The 22,384-nt window shown below is 55.9% G+C and carries 20 protein-coding genes; 7 read left to right on the forward strand and 13 right to left on the reverse strand.

Translation table 11 applies throughout. From position 1 onward, the window contains the following. The first annotated feature begins 28 nt into the window (after positions 1-28). Positions 29-1,045 carry a DUF1559 domain-containing protein gene (locus tag AB1L30_RS08930; protein ID WP_367013073.1) on the forward strand — a complete coding sequence of 339 codons (1,017 nt, stop codon included), beginning with the start codon at positions 29-31 and terminating at the stop codon, positions 1,043-1,045. A gap of 497 nt (positions 1,046-1,542) precedes the next feature. Further along, on the forward strand, positions 1,543-2,976 hold the full coding sequence (locus AB1L30_RS08935) for a folylpolyglutamate synthase/dihydrofolate synthase family protein (RefSeq protein ID WP_367013074.1): 1,434 nt from the start codon (positions 1,543-1,545) through the stop codon (positions 2,974-2,976). A gap of 2 nt (positions 2,977-2,978) precedes the next feature. Here AB1L30_RS08935 and AB1L30_RS08940 read toward each other — a convergent pair whose 3' ends face one another. Together AB1L30_RS08940 and AB1L30_RS08945 are read right to left on the reverse strand one after the other, a co-directional pair. Then, entirely contained in the window at positions 2,979-4,718 is a 1,740-nt protein-coding gene (locus AB1L30_RS08940) for an adenylate/guanylate cyclase domain-containing protein (protein WP_367013075.1), read from the reverse strand. A gap of 13 nt (positions 4,719-4,731) precedes the next feature. Further along, positions 4,732-6,933 (reverse strand): protein kinase, encoded by a 2,202-nt coding sequence (locus AB1L30_RS08945; protein WP_367013076.1) that lies wholly within the window; start codon positions 6,931-6,933, stop codon positions 4,732-4,734. 203 nt (positions 6,934-7,136) lie between these two features. Here AB1L30_RS08945 and AB1L30_RS08950 point away from each other — a divergent pair, with 203 nt between their 5' ends. Both AB1L30_RS08950 and AB1L30_RS08955 read left to right on the forward strand, forming a co-directional pair. Continuing rightward, positions 7,137-8,327: an amidohydrolase family protein gene (locus AB1L30_RS08950; protein ID WP_367013577.1), complete on the forward strand. Its 1,191-nt coding sequence runs from the start codon at positions 7,137-7,139 to the stop codon at positions 8,325-8,327. Between the two features lie 181 nt (positions 8,328-8,508). Further along, positions 8,509-9,651, forward strand: a complete 1,143-nt coding sequence (locus AB1L30_RS08955) for a lipid-binding SYLF domain-containing protein (protein WP_367013077.1) — start codon at positions 8,509-8,511, stop codon at positions 9,649-9,651. Positions 9,652-9,750: 99 nt separating this feature from the next. On the opposite strand, the gene AB1L30_RS08960 is transcribed toward AB1L30_RS08955, so the two are convergent. Continuing rightward, positions 9,751-10,176: a secondary thiamine-phosphate synthase enzyme YjbQ gene (locus tag AB1L30_RS08960; RefSeq protein ID WP_367013078.1), complete on the reverse strand. Its 426-nt coding sequence runs from the start codon at positions 10,174-10,176 to the stop codon at positions 9,751-9,753. 669 nt (positions 10,177-10,845) lie between these two features. Here AB1L30_RS08960 and AB1L30_RS08965 point away from each other — a divergent pair. After that, positions 10,846-11,070: a hypothetical protein gene (locus tag AB1L30_RS08965; protein WP_345092306.1), complete on the forward strand. Its 225-nt coding sequence runs from the start codon at positions 10,846-10,848 to the stop codon at positions 11,068-11,070. 257 nt (positions 11,071-11,327) lie between these two features. On the opposite strand, the gene AB1L30_RS08970 is transcribed toward AB1L30_RS08965, so the two are convergent. The 7 genes from AB1L30_RS08970 to AB1L30_RS09000 form a co-directional block, all read right to left on the reverse strand. Continuing rightward, entirely contained in the window at positions 11,328-11,573 is a 246-nt protein-coding gene (locus AB1L30_RS08970) for a carbon storage regulator (RefSeq protein WP_367013079.1), read from the reverse strand. A gap of 95 nt (positions 11,574-11,668) precedes the next feature. Continuing rightward, the gene (locus tag AB1L30_RS08975; protein WP_367013080.1) at positions 11,669-11,962 is read right to left on the reverse strand and encodes a hypothetical protein; all 294 of its coding nucleotides are present in this window, start codon (positions 11,960-11,962) and stop codon (positions 11,669-11,671) included. A 232-nt stretch (positions 11,963-12,194) separates the two neighbouring features. Continuing rightward, complete coding sequence (locus tag AB1L30_RS08980) at positions 12,195-12,875, reverse strand: hypothetical protein (RefSeq protein WP_367013081.1); 681 nt, start codon at positions 12,873-12,875, stop codon at positions 12,195-12,197. Between the two features lie 2 nt (positions 12,876-12,877). Continuing rightward, on the reverse strand, positions 12,878-13,816 hold the full coding sequence (locus AB1L30_RS08985; protein ID WP_367013082.1) for a PmoA family protein: 939 nt from the start codon (positions 13,814-13,816) through the stop codon (positions 12,878-12,880). Positions 13,817-13,915: 99 nt separating this feature from the next. Next, a complete protein-coding gene (locus AB1L30_RS08990) occupies positions 13,916-14,695 on the reverse strand; it encodes a hypothetical protein (protein WP_367013083.1) in 780 nt (259 codons plus the stop codon). 98 nt (positions 14,696-14,793) lie between these two features. Then, complete coding sequence (locus tag AB1L30_RS08995) at positions 14,794-15,831, reverse strand: endonuclease V (RefSeq protein ID WP_367013084.1); 1,038 nt, start codon at positions 15,829-15,831, stop codon at positions 14,794-14,796. Between the two features lie 17 nt (positions 15,832-15,848). After that, positions 15,849-16,259, reverse strand: a complete 411-nt coding sequence (locus AB1L30_RS09000) for a VanZ family protein (RefSeq protein WP_367013085.1) — start codon at positions 16,257-16,259, stop codon at positions 15,849-15,851. Between the two features lie 171 nt (positions 16,260-16,430). On the opposite strand from AB1L30_RS09000, the gene AB1L30_RS09005 reads away from it, so the two are divergent. Continuing rightward, complete coding sequence (locus AB1L30_RS09005) at positions 16,431-17,387, forward strand: NAD-dependent epimerase/dehydratase family protein (protein ID WP_367013086.1); 957 nt, start codon at positions 16,431-16,433, stop codon at positions 17,385-17,387. A 90-nt stretch (positions 17,388-17,477) separates the two neighbouring features. Next, positions 17,478-18,113 (forward strand): DUF1080 domain-containing protein, encoded by a 636-nt coding sequence (locus AB1L30_RS09010; RefSeq protein ID WP_367013087.1) that lies wholly within the window; start codon positions 17,478-17,480, stop codon positions 18,111-18,113. A gap of 84 nt (positions 18,114-18,197) precedes the next feature. On the opposite strand, the gene AB1L30_RS09015 is transcribed toward AB1L30_RS09010, so the two are convergent. The 3 genes from AB1L30_RS09015 to AB1L30_RS09025 all read right to left on the reverse strand — a co-directional run bounded on the left by AB1L30_RS09015 (position 18,198) and on the right by AB1L30_RS09025 (position 22,142). Further along, positions 18,198-19,034, reverse strand: coding sequence for a hypothetical protein (locus AB1L30_RS09015; protein WP_367013088.1), 837 nt, complete (start codon positions 19,032-19,034; stop codon positions 18,198-18,200). A 3-nt stretch (positions 19,035-19,037) separates the two neighbouring features. Next, positions 19,038-20,327 carry an APC family permease gene (locus AB1L30_RS09020; protein ID WP_367013089.1) on the reverse strand — a complete coding sequence of 430 codons (1,290 nt, stop codon included), beginning with the start codon at positions 20,325-20,327 and terminating at the stop codon, positions 19,038-19,040. A gap of 279 nt (positions 20,328-20,606) precedes the next feature. Next, a complete protein-coding gene (locus AB1L30_RS09025) occupies positions 20,607-22,142 on the reverse strand; it encodes a YifB family Mg chelatase-like AAA ATPase (protein ID WP_367013090.1) in 1,536 nt (511 codons plus the stop codon). Between the last annotated feature and the right edge of the window lie 242 nt (positions 22,143-22,384).

The following is a 22,384-nucleotide window of genomic DNA, read 5'->3' on the forward strand; positions in this document are numbered from 1 at the left end:
GCCTAGATTTCTCAGGGATCGCCTCGAAATGAATCGCCGTTCCGGTTTCACGCTTGTCGAATTGTTGGTCGTGATCGCAATTATCGGGGTTTTGGTCGGTTTGCTGATGCCTGCGGTGCAACAAGCGCGTGAGTCCGCTCGTCGTATGCAATGCACTAACAATCTCAAGCAGCTTTCGCTGGCCACCCACGTCTATCACGATACCTACGACACCTTCCCACCTGCCTGGGATGGCACCGGTCAATGGTCGGGCTTAGCTCGAATCTTGCCATTTATCGAACAAGGTCCACTGGAAGCCGCCATCAATTGGGGAACGTCTTACACGGCCTATCAGTCGAATGGCTCGGCTGCGAATATTCTGAATGTCGGGGTGCCCCTTCCGGCGATCGAGCTCGACATGTTCAAGTGCCCTTCGGAAGTGAACCTCCGAGCGGTCGACGTTACTGGCGATGGCGTGCCGGACCATTTCCCCTCGAACTATGCCATGTCGCACGGCACTTTTTTGGTCTACGACGGAGCCCAAGGGGGTGACGGGGCCTTCGGTGCGAACCGATTCACGCGGATCTCCGAGTTCGTCGATGGTACCAGTAACACGATGGCCCTTTCGGAAGTGAATAGCTTCACGCGGTTTTATCAGGGTTCCGAGTATGACAACTCGCTGACCAGCCCGCCGAGCCTTTCGGACGTGGCAGGCCTGATCAACGGTAACGTCACTTCTGGCACTGCCCCCAGCGGGCATACCCAGTGGGTCAGCGGTAACGTCCAGCAAACGGGATTCACGGCGTTCTTTACCCCGAACACGATCTTCAACATCGATGGGCGTCTGCAGCCAGCCGACTTCGTGAACAACGGCGAAGGCGCAGGCGATGTGGCAGACAATCCCTGCATGGCCGCGGTGACGGCTCGCAGCTTCCACCCTGGCGTGGTGAATGTCGCGTTTGTCGATGGGAGCGTCAGCAAAGTGACCGAAACCGTCGATCTGAACGTCTATCGCACCGTTGCCACCCGATTCGGTGGCGAAGTTTCCCTCCGCAACAAGCTTTAAGATGCTGGCAAGCCGTGCGGCTTGGGTAGGAACTTCAATGGCAGTTTGTACAAATTGCAATCCTTACAAACCCGATTGCTAGCACTTTCGGGCCACAGATTTTCTTTATCGCCGTAACATACACATGTGAAGTGAGTTACGGCTTTCTTTTTAAAATCGCATCTTCCATTGGCACGCAGGATGCGACTAGCTCAACCAAGCTCGTACGTCCGTTCCCTGAAACAGTCGTGCAATCCTCCAAAAAGAGTGTGTTTCGTCTGTCCAACGAAATACATTCCCGTTTCTGACAACAAACGTCCGTCTCCTGATCCCTGGCCGGTTTACTTCCCGCAGTGAACCGGCCTTTTTTATTTCGAACCTGGGACAATCAGTTTGCTACTTTCCACACGGCTACAGCGTCGCCCAGGCAAATACTCCATTTAGCGGAAATCTTTTTCCGTTAAGATAAAGGGAGCTTCAGGCCACCTTTTTGCTGACTTTCTGGGAAAGCCACCTCGTTGGACGCCAGTCAAACCGCCCCCGACTCGCCCCTTTATCAGGAAGCGCTGGATTATTTGTTCCAGCGAATCAACTACGAGCGGACCACCGATATCCCTTACCGTTCCCGCAGCTTCAAGCTCGACCGGATGCAGGCCTTAATGGATGCTCTGGGAAATCCCGAGCGTCGATTGAAGATCGTCCATGTGGCTGGCACCAAGGGAAAAGGCTCGACGTCGGCCTTTCTGTCGAACATCCTCTGGAAATCAGGCTATCGCGTCGGGCGATTCACCTCGCCTCACCTAGAACGCCTGGAAGAACGGTTCTGGCTCAACGGCGGCAACTGCTCGGCGGAAGACATCGTCCAACTGGTCGACACCATTCGTCCGATCGTCGCCGAGATGGACGAAACGGCGAACCCGGACGATCGGCTGACCTTCTTCGAAATTACCACCGCGATGGGCTTCCTGCTGTTTGCACAGCAAAACGTCGACTTCGCCGTGATCGAAGTGGGCCTGGGTGGTCGACTCGATTCGACGAATGTCTGCCAACCTGAACTCTGCATCATCACCAGCATCAGCCGAGACCACACTGCCCTGCTGGGCAATACACTTGCCGAGATCGCAGGTGAAAAAGCTGGCATCATCAAACAAGGCATCCCGGTTGTCAGTGGTGTGACCGCGGACGAAGCCCAGACCGTTATCACCCAGGTTGCTGCCGAACACGAAGCACCGCTCTTTCACCTGGGCGAGCAGTTCCAAAGCCGCGTGGTCGAAGGTTCGTGGCAAGAGACGTCCCACGGGGCACTCTTTCAACAAGCGTTCGACTTCCAGTGGAAGTCCGAGAAAACCGAATCGTTCACCCTGCGAGTGAAAGGGGATCATCAGATCGCCAACGCAGGGCTCGCTGTTGCAGCCGTTCGTTTGCTGAACGATGCAGGCCACACCGTTTCCACGGAAGCAATTCGCGAAGGTCTGGCCACCACTGCCCTGCCCGCCCGGATCGAATGCCTTTCGGAAAGCCCGGTCGTAATCGTCGATGCGGCCCACAACGATGCTTCGGCCGCCGCACTGGTAAGTGTCCTTCAAAAGCACTTCCCGAAGGCGCGCCGTCGCATGGTTTTCGCCTCAAGCGGCGACAAAGATCACGCGGCCGTGCTGGGGCAATTGCTGAAAGCGTTCGACAAGGTCTGGCTTACCAAGTATGGCTTCAGCCCACGAGCGACGAGCCCTGACCAGTTATTCGCGATCGCTGAAAAGATCGCCCCGCAAGCAATGCCCTCGATGGTAACGACGGAAGACGCGAAGGCAGCATTTGACGAAGCTCTTTCCGAAACGGCAGCGAATGACGTGCTGGTCATCACCGGCTCGTTCTTCATCGCGGCCGAATTCAAACGCTTTTGGAGCGAGACGAACGCCAATCACAACGCGGCCACTTCGACCGCAGCTAACTAGCGTTACTTCCCGGTTCGTGGAATGACGCCATCCCACTCGGCTGGCGGTCGCTGCTGATGTTGTTGTATGAATTGCGTCAACCACTTGCCTGGCCCAAAGCTGCCAGGGATATCTTGAAGTAATCGCCCGACCGATTGCCAGTCGCCATCTTCAAACTGAACGAGAGCCTGAGAAAACGTCGGCACCCAGTCGTGGTCGCCGGTGTTCACGGTGAAAACTTGGGTTGGATGCCGGAGACCTGCCAGGCGAAAACACCCCAGCCGGACGAAGGAACTGGGCGGCATCGACGGATGGCACTGCAGTTTGGCGACCACGTTCTCGTCCAGCAGCAGCGGAATGCCCAGCGGTTTGGTAAGTCCCTCGATGCGCGAGGCAAGGTTCACGGTGGGACCGAACGCGGTGACTTTAACCTGATCTCGACTTCCGATCATGCCTGCGACCGCCGGACCGGCTGCCATACCGATCCCTGCCTTGGGTGCCGATTCTCCGCAAAGGAAGTCTTTCCCGGCCAACTTCTGTACCAACTCCCACGCGGCCTGGATCGCTCCGAGTGGGTTCTCTTCCATTGGAACCGGCCAGCCCCAAAAGCCCATCACCGCGTCGCCATGGAAGTCGCCAATCACCCCCTGTTGCGCCAGGATCGCCGACGTAATCAGGGACAACGTTTCGCTCGTCTGATTCAAATACGGAATCAAGCGATCGAAGTGTTCTTCCGCCGCGGAGGTGAATCCTCGCAGGTCGCAAAACATTACCATCAGTTCCGCTTCACGTGGCGCGAGGAAGCTTTCCAGGTCGGTCACAACATGATCGAGCAGCCCCGGCGTAAAGAACTGGTCCAGCTGCGACTGACGACGTTCGAGTGCCAGGTTGCGAGAGAGATTCGCGAAAGTCGAACCGACAAGCTCGGCAAATTTGATGTCGTCTTGCAGCAGTTCGACTTCCGTCAAGTTGCCATCGAGTTGTGCTCGCGTCCCCGAGATGTACAGCGCCGCCTCTTGATGCAACTTGATCTTCAAGGGAATGCACATGGCCCAGTCGTGCCCGGCGACCTGGGTATAGTCAGAAGCATCGCTGTCGGAATCGACCGGCCAAACATGCAGCACGCACATTTGCGTCTTCGTTGCGTTTTCAATTAACCCTTGGCTGCATCCACCGGGGGTCGAGATCCCATCGCGGCTATCCCACGCGACCGGCATGTAGGTGGCGACTTCGCTCTTCTCTTTCTCTAGCAGCACGACGTCGGTCGAATGGGGAATCCCTTGCAATAACTGCTGAAGCATGATCGTCAGTAGCTGCTCGTGGTCGGTCGAAGCAGTCATCTTCGAGACCAGTTCGGTCAACAGTTCGATCCGGCCTGGCGTCTTGCGGAACGAGGTTGCCCGAATCTCTTCCGGCCGAATGGTCACTTCCGTCTTGGGGCTTCGATGCGGCAATGGCATCGTCGGCTCGCTGTTCTCCAGCAGAAACTCGGTGTGCCCGATCACGAAGTGCTTGCCAGGGTCGAGCATGAACGAGATGCGAGGCCGGGAATCGTAGAAGACCGGATTGACCGCTTCCTCAATCTTACGGACCTCGAGTTGAACGCCATTCCAGGTCAGCGAAGCATGTTTGGACGAGACCTGTTTATCCCATGAGACAGGAAAGATCGACGTCGTTCGCCCGACGACAAACGGCTGGTTGGGGACTAGTCGACGCCGCCATCGCTGCGAAGAGAGCGTATCTCGGGCAAACAGTTCGGCCATCTAGCTCTCGATATCAGGGATCGACGCCCGTCTTCGAGGGCGCGACGATCGTCGTTAATTCGTGCGGAGGAATCACGCTGCCAGTATCGCCAGTTGCCATGGCTCCCTTCGGCACACGCCGCAGAGCCCCCCACACAAAATACCACAACGTAAGAACGACGAGAACAATCAGCGACGCCGCCAGGACCGCCTGACGTGAAAGCTGGTTCCCCAGTTCATAAATTGGCTTCACCGCGAACGAGTGATCCTCTTGCACAACGACCACCAAACCAGTGGCCCCCTTCACGTTGATTGGTTTGCCTGGACGATGTGGCAGCGGGACTTCTTTCGCGGCGAAGATCCAGTTTTGGTCGTACTCTTTCCCAAGTTCGTCACCACCCAGCGGATCTTTACCAACGACGGGCTTCCCTTGCTTGAACTTTGCGAGCTTGACCCGGTAGCGATCTTCTTCTGAAAACCGGATCGGAACCTGCTGCTGCTTCTCGAGCAACTGGTCAAACAGCGGATGCTGTAGAATCACGCCGTTGGTCGGGGCATCGCGCCCATCGACAAGCACAGCGAATTGATGCTCTGCTGGTTCCAAGCTGGTGAACTTGCCGACATCGATCGACATCGCGACCACAGCCACGATCTTGCCTTCATGCCGCATCGGTGTCGCCATACCAACTTTCCAGGTACCTGACGCCGTACTATGAAACACCGCGGAAAGATGCGTTGTCTCGTCGGGCGATGGCGTAGGAGCGGTTGGGGAAAGATCTTCGCGACCACCATGGAAATAGGTGCGGTATCCAAAATAGCCACCGATAGGGGAAACCGACGGCTCGAGATCGAATGACGACGCCAAGTGAAATCCCTGGGCATCGGTCACGAACCAACTCGCCGTGTTCTTCTGTGATGGCAGTTCGAACTGATCGCGAATGCGTTTCTGAAGCGGCTCGCGATTGGGGTGCTGCTGGAATGCAATCCGGTCGGGCGTTTGATCCCGCCCCGTTGCGCGAACTTCGTGTAACCTGTCCAATATTGGCTTGAGCTCTGGATCTTCGATCGTTTGCACCACCAGCTTGATGAACTCTGGATCGCTGGCGAGTCGCTCGACTTCCTCAAACCGGGCATTGATCGCGTTCGAAACATTCGTCGCGGCCAACTCAGCGGCGAACTGATTGCTCTCGTACGCCTTCGAGATCATGGCGTGCTCGGACGTCAGCATCGCCGTCTGGTAGTTCTGCCAACCAAAGAACAGACCAATCATCAACAACAAGGCTGGCCCCAAAATCCCCAACAAAAGCAGCGGGCGACGATATCGCTGACGTTCGCGTTCGTTAAGGGCTTCGAGCACCTCTTGAACGTTGTGGAAGCGATGTCGCGGGTTCACTGAGACCGCGCGATCGATGATCTGAATCAGTTCGCGATCGACACCTGGGATCTTTCTGTGTTCTTCGGGTGGGGGCGAAGTGGCTATTACGTGGCGGTATTTTTCCAACCGTTGTCGCAGTCCACGCGACGAATCAATTTCACCGACACTGGAAGAAGAGCGAAACGGAGGCTCACCTACCAGCATCGTATAAAGGAGGGCTCCCAGGGCGTACACATCCCAGCGAACGTCAGGCGTCGCTTCGATGTCCGCTTGTTCCGGAGCCATGAAGAACAGCGTTCCCAGCGCAGGTCGTTGATCGTGGGAAAGCCGAGATTGGCCGAAATCGGCGATCCGTGCCTTCCCGTCCTGATCCAATAGAATGTTGGCAGGCTTCAGATCACAATGAAAAATGCCCTTACCATGGGCATGGAGAAGGCCAATTACCACATCGCGAAAGATGTTGATGGCTTCCTCGACCTGCATGGCTCCGCCCCGACGGAGGCGATCCTCCAGCGAGCCATTGGGCAGATATTCCATGACATAATAGGGAGGCTCTGCGTTCCAACCTACTTCCAAAAGCTGCACGACATAGCGATCTGCGGAAAGAAAGACGAGTTTCTCGACTTCCGCGGCCACCATGCTTTCATCGAGCGACCCTCGATGGTGGTAGATTTTGATGGCGACCCGTCGCCCAGTGTTTTGTGCGGTGGCAACCCAGACTTCGCCATACGCTCCACGCCCCAGCAAAGAATCGAGGTCGTAGCCCGGGATCTCGCACGGAGGCTTCCCCTTGGGACGGCTGAGATTTTTCGCCGCGCTGAGTTGTCCCGGGGTTTGTCGTTGCGTTTCGTCCAGGCTCATAGCATCGCAAGCAGGGGAAGGTTGGAATGATCGCCTCATTTTACGGCCAATTAACCTCGGAACCAATCGTTACCAACCGCCAGATTTCCTCGACATCGTGAAAAGCGTTACGAGGGTTTTCTATTACCGGCGAAAAATGTTGACGACGAAAGGAAATTTTCATGCGTAATCTTCTCCGACACCTGCGTTTGCCTGCGGTCGCCATGCTGCTGCTGGCAGGTGGCACGTCGGTCTCGCTTGCCCAGACCAGCGAAACCACCGAGCCACTCGACGGTAAAGAAGGGCGACCACTGGCCATCGGAGAGTTTCGACCCGAGCCAGCGATGAAGGTTCGCCAGACAAACCTCACGCACGCCAAATTTCCAGTCGTCGACGATCACACCCACTTCCGCTATCGCCTGAAGCACTCGCCTGAACAACTAGACGATTTTGTCGGGGTGATGGATCGCAACAATATCGCACTATGTGTGAGTCTGGATGGTCGCCTCGGCGATGACTTCGACGATCACGCGAAGTATCTGTGGACGAAGTACCCCGATCGGTTTCTGATCTACGCCAATATTGACTGGCAAGGAGAGGGGGATCCGGACAAGCCAGAGACATGGGCCTGTCAGCGGCCCGACTTTGGCCGTCGCATGGCGTTGGAACTTGCGGAGGTGAAGAAGCGAGGTGCCAGCGGGCTGAAGCTCTTCAAGCAGTTTGGACTTGGCTACAAAGATGCCGACGGTTCGCTGCTGAAGATCGACGATCCACGGTGGGACCCGATCTGGAAAGCCTGCGGCGAACTAGGGCTGCCGGTAATCATTCACACTGCCGATCCAGCGGCATTCTTCGAGCCGATCGACAACACCAACGAACGCTGGGAAGAACTTTCGCGGCATCCTGACTGGAGCTTCTACGGCGACCAATTTCCGTCGCGTGAAGCGCTTCTGGCGGCACGCAACCGCGTGCTTGCTCGTCATCCCGAGACGACCTTCATCGGGGCGCACTTTGCGAACAACTCCGAAGACTTGGCAACGCTATCGCAGTGGCTCGAGCAGTATCCGAATCTCTACGTCGAGCCTGCCTCACGAATTTCAGAACTGGGTCGCCAGCCCTATACTTCCCGCGAGTTCATCATGAAGTACCAGGATCGGATCTTGTTCGGTACTGATGGACCATGGCCGGAACAGCGGCTGCACTACTACTGGCGGTTCTTCGAGACCTTCGACGAGTACTTCCCCTACTCCGAGAAAGTCCCGCCACCGCAAGGCCTGTGGTACATCTACGGAATTGGCCTGCCTGACGAGGTGCTCAAGAAGATCTATCATCAGAACGCCGCAAAAGTGATCCCAGGGGTTGAAGAGAAGCTGAAAAAATACATGGCCCAGCAAGAAACAACGATCGAGCCATGAAACCACGGCACGTTTGAACGATCGGCCACCTCCTTCGTAGAACAAATTGATCATCGCCCGGCAAACATCGTCAAATCGAGGTTTGTCACCGATTGCGACTGCGATACATTGGGCGAGCCCTGGCCGCAGCGCTGCGTCTGCAGTGCTAGCAAAGGCCGAAATTCACGGAGGAGATTTAGAGATGTCCCGTTACCCGTCACTCATGCTGGCGACACTGACCCTGTCGCTTCTTTCTGTTCATAGCGTTCTTGCTCAGCAAGTCTTTCCTGGTGCCCAAAGCCGCGAAGACGTGGTGGTCCGCCAGTCGACCGCCGTGCTGAATGAAATCATGGCCATTCCTGCCAGCGGCATCCCTCACGTGATGCTCGAAAAGGCGGAGGGGGTCGTTATTATCCCCAACATGATCAAAGGGGGTTTCGTCGTCGGTGTGCGACATGGTCGCGGTGTGGTGCTGGTCCGCGATGAAAACCGTGTCTGGCAGCCACCTCAATTCGTCACCATGACCGGCGGGAGCGTCGGCTGGCAAGCTGGTATTCAGGCCACCGATGTTGTACTGGTCTTCCAGACCAAGCAAAGCGTCGAAGGGCTTTTGCGGGGGAAGTTCACCATTGGTGTCGACGCCGCTGCGTCCGCAGGCCCAGTGGGACGCAACGCCTCGGCCGGTACCGACCTTTCGCTGAAGAGTGAAATCTACTCGTACAGCCGCAGCCGTGGTTTGTTCGTCGGGGCCTCGGTCGATGGAAGTTCGCTGCAGATCGACACCACCGCGAATCGCAACTACTACGCCAGCACCGGCCTGACGCCGACCGGTCAGCAAGCCACCAACACGCCAGTTCTGCCTGCTTCGGCCGCGGAACTGCTGCAGACGATCACGCGTTACTCGGACAATCCTGTGCTCGAACCACAGCCGAACACGGTCTATCCAAACGCCACGCCAACGCCTGCCGCTACCGAAATGCCTGCGATGGTGCCCCCTCAGAATGGTATCGGCATCGATCAGCTCCGCATGGAATTGGCCGCCGCCTCGAACCGGCTTGGCAGTGTTCTCGACGAACAATGGCGGGGCTACCTCGCCTTGCCGAAGCAAGTTTACGAGCAAGGTCCGCACCCAAGTCCTCAGGCCCTGCAAGCGGCGATCGCTCGCTACGATCAGGTCGCAGGCAACGCCAACTATGCTCCGCTGACGCAGCGGCCCGAGTTTCAGCATGTTCACGGGCTACTAATCACCTACACCGATGCCTTGGCCGCGATGGCCGCCGAAAACGGGGCGATCCAGCTGCCACCACCACCAGGGGCAGCGACGACGCTGGCACCACCACAGTAGTTTGCCACTGGCAAGCAATTCGATTCTCACAAAAAGAGAGCGGACAGCCCGTCAGGTTGCCCGCTCTCTTTCATTCGGTGTGTTGAAGAATGCCCGCTTCTAACGAGCTTCGCCTTGGATTGTCACCACCAGGCGGCGACGACTGGCATGGTTGCGATGTTCGCACAAATAGATCCCTTGCCAGGTCCCAAGATTCAAGCGTCCGTCGGTGATCGGAATGGTGACGCTACTGCCCAGCATGGCGGCTTTAATGTGGGCGGGCATGTCGTCGGGACCTTCCATTGTATGAACATACGGGAAGTCTTCTGAGACGATCTTCGAGAAGGCCATCTCCAGGTCGACTTGTACATCAGGATCAGCGTTCTCGTTGATCCCGAGACTCGCCGAGGTGTGCTGAATAAAGACATGCAGCAAACCAACCCGAATGGTGGCCAGTTCCGGCAGCTCGCCGAGGATGTCGCGCGTGACAAGATGGAACCCACGCGACCTTGCACGCAGGGTGATTTCTTTTTGAATCCAGGTCATTCTGGCCCCCCAAATAGGCCTTCATGTTCGTGAAAAATTTGGAGCAAGGAAAAAACTTTTCGCAAGGGGTCTTGCTGTTTGATCGTTAAAGCTTCACCAGACATTGAGGCTTCGGCAACCCGTACGGTGAACCATGAATGGGTCAGAAGTCTCCTTTAAAATGGCCCTAACGCAGGCCGTTTTGCTCGTTTGGTAGTAGTTTTTGCCTTTTGCTACTTCCGACCTATTCTTTAGATCGGAAGATATTGAGCTTCTTAACGTTAACGAGACAACTCCCCTTGCGGCAACTAGCGGAAAAATCTATTGACACGTTAAGCGATCAATAAATAATCGTGTGCTTGATCGAAACCTAGGAGGATCCATAGGGGAGATCAACGGCCAAGATTCAAGACTTCTCGACCCACAAAGAAATTACCAATTTTTAATGGTCGAAGTGGAGGCCGTCAGCATCGCAAGCCGAGAACTGTTGGGACTAGAGCCCCAATTCGTCATCTTGGCCTCGTGCTGTCTCACGAGCGAACGGATATTGCTCTTTAATACCCGTGCAAGGAACGCTGGCACTTAACCTGTGCTAGTTCCTTCGATCGATTCAAAACCAAACGGCACCGTACGCCGTATAAAAGTCACGCCCCAGCGCGATTCAAATGTTGAAAGTAGGTGTTTCCTAAGATGCAGAAAATCAAGAACGTTTTCGATGCGATCCTGAAGTTCGGCCACGACGAAGACTTCGTCCCGGATGCAGGTGATGAGTTCATCCCAACCGATGCCCCTGCCGGTTCCGAAGCGAAGATCGAAGTCCTTCGCCGTCGGGTAGAACAAGGTCTACCACTGTGGCACGAAGAAGATCGTTGCGACTACTCGGGTCTGACCGGAGCGATTCGTCCTCGCGAGTGATCACTCGCTGACGACGTATCGGATGATACAAGATGAATGAGGGGTATTGTAGCACCCCTCATTTTTTTATGCGCGATCGTCAAAGTTGACCGTTCGTTTCTGCCGGGTATCGCGCGCTTCTCGTAGGATGGCTACTCACGTCGCTAGCGGACGGCCATCGATGTCCGCCTGACGCACCTTACTTGGATGATGGCTATCGCACTGTGAAGGGCGTAGCCATCCTACGTTTTCTACAATCACACCCGCCCCTGGTGTGATTAGGCCGCGATCCGCAACGGTTTCGTGGCCGGCTGGTTCACTTCCTGGGTGAATACCAGCGTGATGCGCTCTTCTTGTTCAACATCTGCGATCTCGTGCACGTCCAGCTCGTCGCGCAGGATCAGCAGGTTGGAAGGCGCTTGGATACCAAGACGGACCTTATCGGCTCCGACTTTGACAACGGTGATCAGGATCTCTTCGCCCAGTCGAAGCTTCTCACCTTCCTTGCGGGAAAGGACTAGCATATGAATAAACCTCCATGTTTATGCGGTCGTAAGAATGTTTGAAATCCAGAAATCATGCGACTTGCGGCCAATCCATTGGCCGCGGCTGCCTGGTGTTAGGCAGCCACTTGCAAGGCGGAAGCACTCGACAATTGCGTTCTGAGGAACCGCTCGCCACTGGCTCCATAGAACAATATCGTGTTGGTATCGGTCTCCCAGATTGCCGTGCATTTGACGCTACGAGGGCCATGCAAGCAGAAATAGATCCCACAGGGATCTTTGGCTCGCACGATCACGCGCTCGGTCATGGGGAATACGCCCGGCTCTAGTTGCTCTTTGTCACATAGAATCTGGTAAATGTACTGCCGAAGGTGTTCCAACTGAGTGAAACACGGAGTTTCAGCGGCCATAGGTTGGGGATGCTCCGTATTGATCCGGCTTATCTCTAGTCGCCACCAGACATAGGCCGTTTGGGTAATCTAGGTTAAGTGTTTGCAAGGTTAGGTATCGGCAATAGGGAAGGCAAAGTTTGACATAGATAGGATAGGAAGTATGGGAAATTTGCGATCTATGCGCGAACAAAAAGCCTGCAGGCAATTCACCTCCAGGCTTGAGTCGATTTCGCTAGTTTTTCCCGAGAATTCAGTCGCTTGATGAGGCTGCCATCACCACAATCTGCTGCCATGCCGGCACGCCGACACTCCACAAAAAGCTTCCCCACCATTCGTTGCCAGCATCGAAGTAATTGCACCAATCGGTTGGCCAACGCAACAGCAACGGGTCGTCTGCCAGATCGTTCAGCAGGCCGTGTAACATCGACTGCAGCATACGATCGACTTCTTCCGGCGTCGCATCCAATGGATAAGGCGGGCTCGACATCGCGTACGCCAGGCCCTCTGAGATGCCACCATCGATCTGAGGCAGAATGTTCGCTGGCTTCGGCTCGGCATGAGCATAGAAAAACCGGTTCCGGTATTCCCCTTTCCCGTAGACGATCAGTTCGCGACGGGCCAGGTCATAGCGATTGCCAAGCAACTGCTCGACGGTGATCGACGTTGGATTCAGCCCTTCAATCGCTGCCGCTTCGTAGTGGATGTCGAAAAGCCGGCGACGGGGAATCTTACGCTCTTGGGCGACTTGCTGGGCCCAGCGTTCGTCGCGATCTTCAAGCTCGAGAAACGCGAGGCGAACGGCCTCGCGATGGCTTTCGATCAGATGAGGCGTCGTCGATTGGCAAAGAATAAACTCGACGACGCCACCTGCTTGCTCAAACCGCTCCAACAGCCGCTGTTGGGCCGGTGAGAAAGGTAAGAGCTTCGGCATATTTACTTCTGCACCTTTTCGTATCGCGAGAAGGCACCAGCGACGTCCGCTTCTTCCGTCGTCCCTTCGTGCAGCAGCACACGGTAACGAAGGTTCATTTCTTCGCCAGGCTTGATCGTGTGATCGCCTGACTGGACATTCTTGCCAACAAAGTCATGCACGCCGAATGGATTCGCGGCGAACAGACCATAAGTACGCACGTGCCAATAGGTTGGATAGCCGTAGCTGGATGGGTGATTCATGATGGTCACCCCCACGGTCTTGCCCTGAACGGGACCGTAGTAATCGACCCAGGCCGACTGCTTGGCCCATGCATCTTTGTTTTTCACGCCCTTGTCGTTGACGATCGTCCCGCCCATCTTGGCGTCGGTTTTCATCGTGCCGGCTACGCGGATCCCGAAGGTCCCTTCTTTGGTGTCGCCAAAGGTGACCGGCTCATCGACGGGCGTCACGGTGACGTCGTAGTCAAAGTACTGCCGGCCTTCGTCCTGACCAAAGGTGATCGACCGGCGATCTTTGCACAGAACCTTACCTTCCGGCGTTTCCCAACGATTGAGCGAGACGATCTGAGCAGTCTCGCCATCCGAGATCTTCTCGAACTTCTCGTGAACGATCACGCCACCTTCGCCTTCTTTCTCCAGCCAGAAGTCGGTGCCATTCACCTTGCCGTGGGTGAACCAGACACTGCGGTGATGAGGATGGTCGTTCTTTTCGTTCTCGCCAACCGACTCAATCGGGTAACGACGCGTCATCGGCACGCCGTCAGGGCCGAGCAGCGGGTACAGAATCGGCTTCGAGCCGCTCTTCTTCAAATAGCGAGTGACCAGTTTGCCATCGTAGTGAACGGTGAGCCCGTCCCCTTCCTGCGTGATTTCGTACGTCTGGGCGACGCTGACACTGGCAAAACTGAGAAGCAACAGCAGACTGAACAAGCGGTGCATGCGCGGCATATCCTTAGAACTCGGGTGGGATATCGATGGGGTGAACAGTAAATACTGTTCTCATCCTACCTGAGAGCTATTCCGCAATCCAGCAACCGCTTACTTTTGTGCGGCAGAAGTCCGCTTGATGTAAGCATCGAATTTGACCGGCTTGGCCTTAGCCAGATCAGCCTCGATCGACTGGATGAGCTTGTCATCCGAGACATTGAGCGTCCAACGATACTCGTGGCGGCTCTTCAGCGAGACAATCTTCGATGGATCGGCATTCCGAATCGTCTTGCGAACTTCGGTCGGAACGGCCCCGCGGCTCTTCACTTCCGCATTGAGCGACATCCGTGCCTGAGGCAAGTCGCTTCCCATCGAAATGAAGTTCAGCATTGCCGACCAGTCGCAGAACTGCGAATAGGCATCCGCCAGTGGCTGATCTTCGATCTTCTGCAAATCGGCTTCATAGATCAAAGGATCGCCCGACAGCTTGAGAACCTGAGTCCCCGGATCGTAGCTGGTCTGAAACGAGGGATTTTTCAGGAAGTCCCACAGTGGGTTCGATGGTAAATCGCCATACTGCTTGAAATAGGTGGCATGCTGCAGGACGTCCTGCGTCGACATCGTGGTCCGGACGGCGGTGTCTTGTCCCTGACCAGGGTCCAGCATCGTGATCTGTCCGTTCGAGAAGTCGATGATCGTCACCTGGCGTGGTGGCGTCATGACGACGTCGTAAATCTTGTCCCCTTTGAAAACCGTCTGATAGGTCGCCACGGGCGAACGTTCGTTTCCTCGGTAGATGGAAGTCGCCACCTGAAAGTCGGCAGCGTTGCTCACACAAACAAGCGAAGACCAAACAGCAAGAACGGCGGTTGGCAGAGTGGCAGTTTTCACGATCAAATCGGCTCTGGGAATGAAGTTTCTCAGGGTAGATTGGGACGAATGCCCGAACCTTACCTAATTTCCGCAAGCCGAGTCCAGAGGAATCGTCGCTACGCGCCGGTCGCGACGATAGTGCTAGCAATTCGCCGGCTCTCGCGGTCGGCGGCATAGATTGGTTCTGGCGAACGATGCCCAGCAAAGCAGCGCGTGACCATCGTCTTCATCAAATGGTCGTCGACCCCATAGCCCAGCGAGACATACTGCGGATGTTTCGTCTTGGTATGCGGCAAGATGGCGTATCCCAGCACATCGTCCGGCTCGGTTTGACTCGCTGCGATTGGCTCCCAGACGCCGACCTCTGGCAGATCGTTGGCGATGGTCCCGCAGATTCGCTTCTTCGCAATGCCAATCGTAGGAATCCCGGCCAAGGCGCCCAGCATTGTGGCGATTCCTAGCCTTCGCGGGTGAAGCCGTCCGTTTCCATCGACCAACAACAGATCCGGTAGCGTCCCTTCTTCCTGCATCGCGGCGAGCAATTCCAGGTGCAGTGGCAATTCACGGAAGGCGAGGTAGCCGGTGATATACGGAAACGAAACCGGCCGGCAGATCGAAGCATGGCTGATGAGGGTCTTCCCATCGGCGTCGAATCGACTACACACCGCAATGCCTTGATTGCCGGCGTAAGAGACGTCGAGCCCAGCGATCGTGCGAATATCGCCGAGCATTACCGGTGGGCGTGCTCGACAAACGAAGTTCGTTTGCCAACCCTTTAATTCGAGTAACGGCATCGAGGTCTTCGTCAGTGCGAAGCGATGCTGCTTCAAGTTGACCTTCGATTCCGTGACTTCGATCCCTTCGGCCTTCAGCCGTGCGATCTTTTGCTGCACGTCTCCGCTGAAGTACAGCCCGATGTCGCCGGTCGATCGGACGACCCGATGCGAAAGCTCTCTTAGCGGACAGTTTGCATCCAGAAGCCATGTTGCCACCCAGCGACTGGCGACCGAATCTCCCAGGGCCTTGGCCAGATCGCCATAGGTCGTCACTTTGCCGGCCGGCACTTGCTGAAGTAATCCGGTGAGCAGTTCTGGGAGATCAGCGATCCGAAGCTGAAACGCTTCCACCACCTGCCTGAGATCCGATAGGCCCATCCATGCCGACTTTCGTGCTAGCGAGGTTCACTCGGTGAGTAATTTTGCCGGGCATAAATCGCCCGTGCCAAAGCATAAGCCCCAATACCTAGTCCGGCACCAATCGTATCGGCCAGCAGATCGGCTGGGTCAGGCGTTCGACCCGCGACCAGCATCTGGGTTAGCTCATCGAACATCCCCAGTGCCACCATCGCCAATCCAACGAGCACCGCCAACAGCGGCGTCCAGCGATAGTTCCAGGCCCGCAACGCCAACAGCGACACAAAGGCCAATACCGCGTAGATCGTCATGTGAGCGATCTTGTCGGCATGGGGAAAGAGAATCTCGTTAGGCTCCTGCCGCAGCGGCCAATGAGTCGCTGTGAATGCAATTGCCCACAACGCAACCAAGACGATGGTAGCCAAGAGGGGCAGTTTTCGCAGCGACATAAAGGGATCCCGGCAGGGTAGCAATAACAAGCCCTCAGCCTAATCGACGCCACATTCCCAAACAACCATGGCGTGCCTTGCGATAATGGGCCTGGATCCAGTATGGTTTCTAACGATTATAGGTCCTGGGCAACTCTCCCGATTCATCAACCCACAAGGCGTGAAACACGCATGGCCATTCTGATTACCGGCGGTGCCGGCTTCATTGGTAGTCACCTGACGCAAATTCTTCTGAAGCAGTCGGACGAAAAACTGGTTACGCTCGACAACTTCAACGACTACTACGATCCCGCTCTGAAGCGGGAGAACGTGAAGCCAGTCGCCAACGAATCACGAGTTACCCTGATCGAAGGGGATTTCTGCGATTCGGACAAAATGAAGCGGCTGTTCGACGAACACGACATCGATCAAGTCGTTCATCTGGGGGCCTATGCCGGCGTTCGGATCAGCGTTCAGAAGCCACAGATGTATCAGCATGCCAACGTCGGCGGAACGCTCTCGCTGTTGGAAGCTGCCCGGCATCACCCTGTCAAACGATTCCTACTGGCCTCTTCGTCGACCGTTTACGGCAAAGGTGCCGGCATCCCATTCTGCGAGAACGCCCCGCTGGGTATCCCGGCCAGTCCTTATGGGGCGACGAAGCGTGCCGCCGAACTGCTCTGCTTGACCTATCACCAACTCCATGGCGTTCCAACGGCCTGCTTGCGGCCATTTAGCGTCTATGGACCGCGTCTTCGCCCTGACCTCGCTTTGACGATCTTCGCCAAGGCGGTCCACGAAGGGACCCCGATTCCTTTGTTCGGCGATGGCAGCATTCGTCGCGACTTCACTCACGTCAGCGACATCTGCCAAGGCTTCATCTCAGCCCTCACGGCTGATGGGGTCGTGGGGGAAGAAATCAATGTGGGGCATAGCGATCCGATCGAGATGCGCCGGCTGATCGAGTTGCTCGAGAAGTCGTTCGGTAAGAAGGCGGTAATCGACTACCTGCCGGAACGCCCGGAAGACCTGCCGGTTACCTATGCGAACCTTGATAAGGCCGAGAAGCTGCTGAACTACTCCCCCAAGGTGCTCATCGAAGATGGCATCCAGGAATACGTCGACTGGTACCGAAGCTGGCACGGCTAATGGAATCTCGCCGGCGGAATTGCTAGGCTGAACAGGCCGCCGCCCACTCGGCTCTCCTTCCCCTTCCCTCCCACAAGCGAATTTGACCTCATGCGTTGCTTTTCAATGCTGGCCTGTTGGACGCTGGTTGCCCTCCTGGCTTGGCCCTTGGCTGCCGAAGAAATGAAGACCAAGACGCGTTCGCTGTTCGACGGTAAGTCGATGGACTTGTGGAATGTGCCCGAGTTCGGCGGCGAAGGGGAAGTCTCCCTGAAAGAAGGGGTGATCACGATGGGCCAAGGGGTGATGCTGACCGGCATTACTTACAAGAACAACGACCTTCCCCGCAACAATTACGAGCTGACCTGGGAAGCCCGTCGCACGATGGGGATCGATTTCTTCGCCGCGGCGACCTTCCCGGTGAAGGATAGCCACTGCAGCTTTATCAATGGCGGATGGGGTGGAGCCGTGGTCGGTCTGAGCAGTATCGACGGCGTCGATGCCTCCGAAAACGAAACGACCCAATACGTCGCCTTCGACGACAACAAGTGGTACCGGTTCAAAGTCCGGGTCACGGATAAGAAGATCGAGGCCTGGATCGATGATAAACAGGTCGTCGACGCGAACATCGAAGGAAAGAAGATCTCGACGCGGAACGAAGTCACTCTTTCGCAGCCACTCGGTTTCTCGGCGTGGCAAAGCAGTGCCGAGATCCGCAAGATCGAAGTCACCCCGCTGGCCAAGTAAGGCCGGCTAACCCACCAAACTGCGATCAAGCATGCGGTAGTTAATCGTCTCGCGCTTCATACTCCGCTGACGTCCTCTCGCCCCTCAGTTGTTGGATTTTCCAGCATAAATCATGGTGGCTTCCTGATCCTTCCATTGATGAATCAGAACCTTTAGTCCGTTGGGTGATTCCCCTGCCAAAATGAAAGTTGTGACGCTTCCTTGCGGGAGTTCGATCGTCCCGTTCCCGACTTGGGCTGGGCTGTCCGCGTAGCGTACTGAGAACTCGGTCTCGCCTGCATTTATTTTGAGCCAGTCACTCACTTGGGAGAACCCTTGCGGCGGTGATTGATGGTGGGTGCCAGCCTTGTCGATCAGGTCGACGATAAATTCATTTTTGCCTGGCGAAAAAACGGCGAGGCGGAGTTTCGGGGCGGCATCAGGCTTCGCGGGGGGTAATCGAATCAACTTTTGCTGAAGAAGAAAATGCTTCGAGGTCACGACCTCCATACCGCCGAGAAACGACTTCGCCTCTTCATAGGAACTCTGCTTCCAGAGGTCAGGGCTCGAGTCGAAATCAGCGAAGGGCGTTTCCTGGTTGAATCCGTAAAGAACAAGAAGGTAACTGGCGTCCTTCCCTAGGCCGTAGCGAAACTGTTCGGCAGGCATCCGCGTTTGATTCTCGAGTGTGAAATTCCACACACCCGATTCCAGCGGTTTCGCATTTACGAGTTGCCCGAATGGAAGTACTTCATCGAACCGCTGTTCGGCGTCTGGACTGCGTCGCGCCGTTACTTCCAAGGGAACCGCCGGATTACTGACATTAAGCAGAAAGAGGTCCGTTTTTTGGGACGGATCGTTACCCAGGCACCCCGTAATTACAAAGGCCATGGTGATGAAGAGGCCCAAGCCCCAAGGTCGTTGAACATGTTTGTGTGCCATCGATTACACCTCTTTGCTTGTCAGCCGACGCAAGATTGCACTACGGCCCAATGTTGCCACCAAACTTAGCAATACGAGCACCGCGAGAGAGATTGGAGCAGTCACAATCAGCCGGGCAACCAATACGACGCCAATCATCGCACCGACGATGATCCCTGTAAGCGGAATCCAGCGATTCGAATCGGCTAATTGAAAACATGTCAGGTTCACAATGAAAAAGGCCGCCAGAAAGACCAGGCTTGCTGCTTCGACCAGTGCCGATAGCGAACCGAGGACCGACAGTAGGGTTGCCACGATACCAATCACGATGATGGGTCGATCAGGCACACCAAAGCGGTTCTGATGAGAAAACCAGCCAGGTAATTCATGGTCGCGCGCGACACGAGCCGCAAGTTTCCCTGTGGAGAAGAGTGTCGAATTAATCGCCGCCGCGGTAGCAAAGGCGGCAGCGATCGTCATCACCACAAGCCCGGCAGTTCCTCCCACATTTTCAGCGGCGATCGAAAGGGCCACTTGCTTTTCTTCAACAATCGCCAGGGCACCTGCCAACATCGTCGCACCCAGCGCAACAAGCACATAGACAAATACGACGAAAATGGCCGCGGAAACGAGAACCGGTAGAAAGTACTTCTCCGGCGATTTGACCTTCTCATATTCATAGGTCAAGAGCTGAAACCCTTCGTACGACACAAAGATCGCGGCCGCCCCCACACTGGCAGACCAAGGTGTTCGAGGCTCGATGCCGGCAAGCAGTTGCGTACTATCCCAATTGCAAATCCCAATGAGTCCAAGAACTAGCAGGACGACCAGATTGGCGGTAACAATCACCACCTCGACCGCCGTCATCTTGCCAATACCGACAAGATTCAACCCGATCAATGCAATCCCGATACCAATGGCGGAGGCTCGAATTACTGCAGGGCCCCCACCGATTGAATAGGCGAGATAGTGTCCGAAGGCGAATGTATACACAGCAATTGTCAGCGTGTATCCGAGGATCAAAAGCCACGAAAGACTTCCGGCAATGCCTTGTCGATCCATTTCCTCCAGAAATTCGAAAGCTCCACCACTTCTCTCGTAGTGATTTGAAACTCGGGCATAGGAGTACGCTGTACAAACGGCAATGACGCCAGAAATCACGAAACTAAGCCATGCCCACTGTGCGGCTACCGCGATCACTACCCCCAGGGCAATATAGATTCCCCCACCCACCATTCCGCCGGCGGCTAGTGCCCACACTCGAACCGGGCCAAGTTGCCCCTGCGAGCCTGTAGACTTCTCCGTGTTATTCATCAAAGAAATTCACTCTTCCAGTTCGGTTAGATATGAACCCATCAACAGTCATGGCAATTCGGCGAAAATTGTAGACTGGTGTGCCGCTAGCACCAAACCGTTCCCCTTCGTGTGTCCCTGGTATTTGGCCTCCACTCGAAGTCGATGCTGGCGCGTTATCCCTTTATCCCAGGAATGGGGAGGGCATCTAAGAGAAATAGGATGATTAAGATAAAAGCCAGTGGCTCGTGGTGGAAACTCGGTAAGCTTCGAGGAAATTTGAGGAAAATCAATTTCTCCTCATCCCACCAAACTTCGATCCAGCATCCGATAGTTGATCGCCTCGCAAACATGGTCGGCGGTAATCGTTGTGGCTGATTCCAGGTCGGCGATCGTTCGGGCCAGGCGGAGAATCTTGTCGTAGGCCCTGGCCGAGAGGCCGAAGTTGCTGATGCTTTGTTTCATCAGCGTCGCGGCTTCTTCTTCGACGTGGCAGAACTTGCGAACCTCGCGGCTGCTCATTTGAGCGTTGTACCGCGTGCGACTGCCGATAAATCGCCGAGTCTGGATGGTCCGGGCCGCGACCACCATCTGCTTGAGCGTCTCGCTGCTGGTTCCTTCCGTCGTGCTGGCCAGTTCCTGGTACGGCACGGCCGGCACTTCGATTTGGATATCGATCCGGTCGAGCAAAGGTCCGCTGATCTTGCCCACGTACTTCTCGACTTGGGGCACGCTACAGCGGCAATCGCGTCTCGGGTCGTTGCGAAAGCCACATGGGCAAGGGTTCATCGCGGCGACCAGCATGAAGTCGGCCGGGAACGTCACGCTTCGCAGGGCCCGGCTGATCGTCACCTGGCGATCTTCCAGCGGCTGCCGCATCAATTCGAGCGTGCGCCGATTGAACTCTGGCAATTCGTCGAGAAACAGAATCCCGTTGTGCGAAAGCGAAATCTCACCCGGAGCCGGGTTGCTGCCTCCTCCCACTAGGCCTGCTTCGCTGATCGTATGATGGGGCGAACGAAACGGACGGGTCGCTAGCAACGGCTGATTCGTCGCCAGCCGTCCGGTCGCACTATAGATCCGCGTCGTCTCGACCGATTCCCCTGGCGTCAGCCCCGGTAAGATCGTCCGCACTCGCTTGGCCAGCATCGTCTTGCCCGAGCCTGGTGGTCCAACGAGCAGCAAATTATGCATCCCAGCCGCGGCGATCGTGGCGGCTCGTTTGGCAAGTTCCTGGCCGCGTACGTCCGCGAAGTCAACTTCGTAGTTGCAATGTTCTTCCAGCAGTGACTGAATCTGCGGCGGCACCGGTTCGATATCGAGTTGCCCAGCCAGGAATCCCACGGCTTCGGCCAGGCTCGAGACTGGTATCACTTCGATTCCTTCCACGACGGCCGCTTCCCGAGCATTCTCGGCCGGAACGATGATGCCGGCCAATCCCTGCTTCTCCGTTTCGATCGCCTTCGAGAGGATGCCTCGGATTGGCCGCGTCGTGCCATCCAGAGCCAATTCTCCCACGATTGCATACTGATCGAGGCGTTCGCTCATCAGCTGACCGCTTCCCAGCAAGATGCCCAACGTAATCGGCAAATCAAATGAAGCCGCATTCTTGGGAAGCTCAGCCGGGGCCAGGTTGATGACCACGCGGTCTCGGGGGCAGAAGAAGCCGGAGTTAACGATGGCCCGTTCGATTCGGTGGACGCTTTCTTTCACCGCCGCCTCTGGCAGGCCGACCAGCACCGTTTTGGGTAAAGCCGTTGGAGATACGTCGACTTCCACCTCCACCGGAATCGCTTCGATCCCAGCCATCGAGTAGGTACGTAGTTGAGCCAGCATTTCCAAAAACCTTTCCCACCAGTCGTCGTCTCGATGCACATCGCAGTCACCCCCCATTCTGCGAGAACAGAAACCCCACGATCAAGCCGTCCAGCAAAGATTCCCAAAGAAATTGAGTCCGTCGATTTTCAATTTGTAACGCACGCAGTTTCATTTCGTGCCAACTGGGCTATGAAAACAGACAATCCATTGTTGGCTGACACTGGGGCTAATATGCTCACAAACATGGTCAAGATTATTTA

This window comes from Bremerella sp. JC817, assembly GCF_040718835.1.
Lineage (GTDB): Bacteria > Planctomycetota > Planctomycetia > Pirellulales > Pirellulaceae > Bremerella.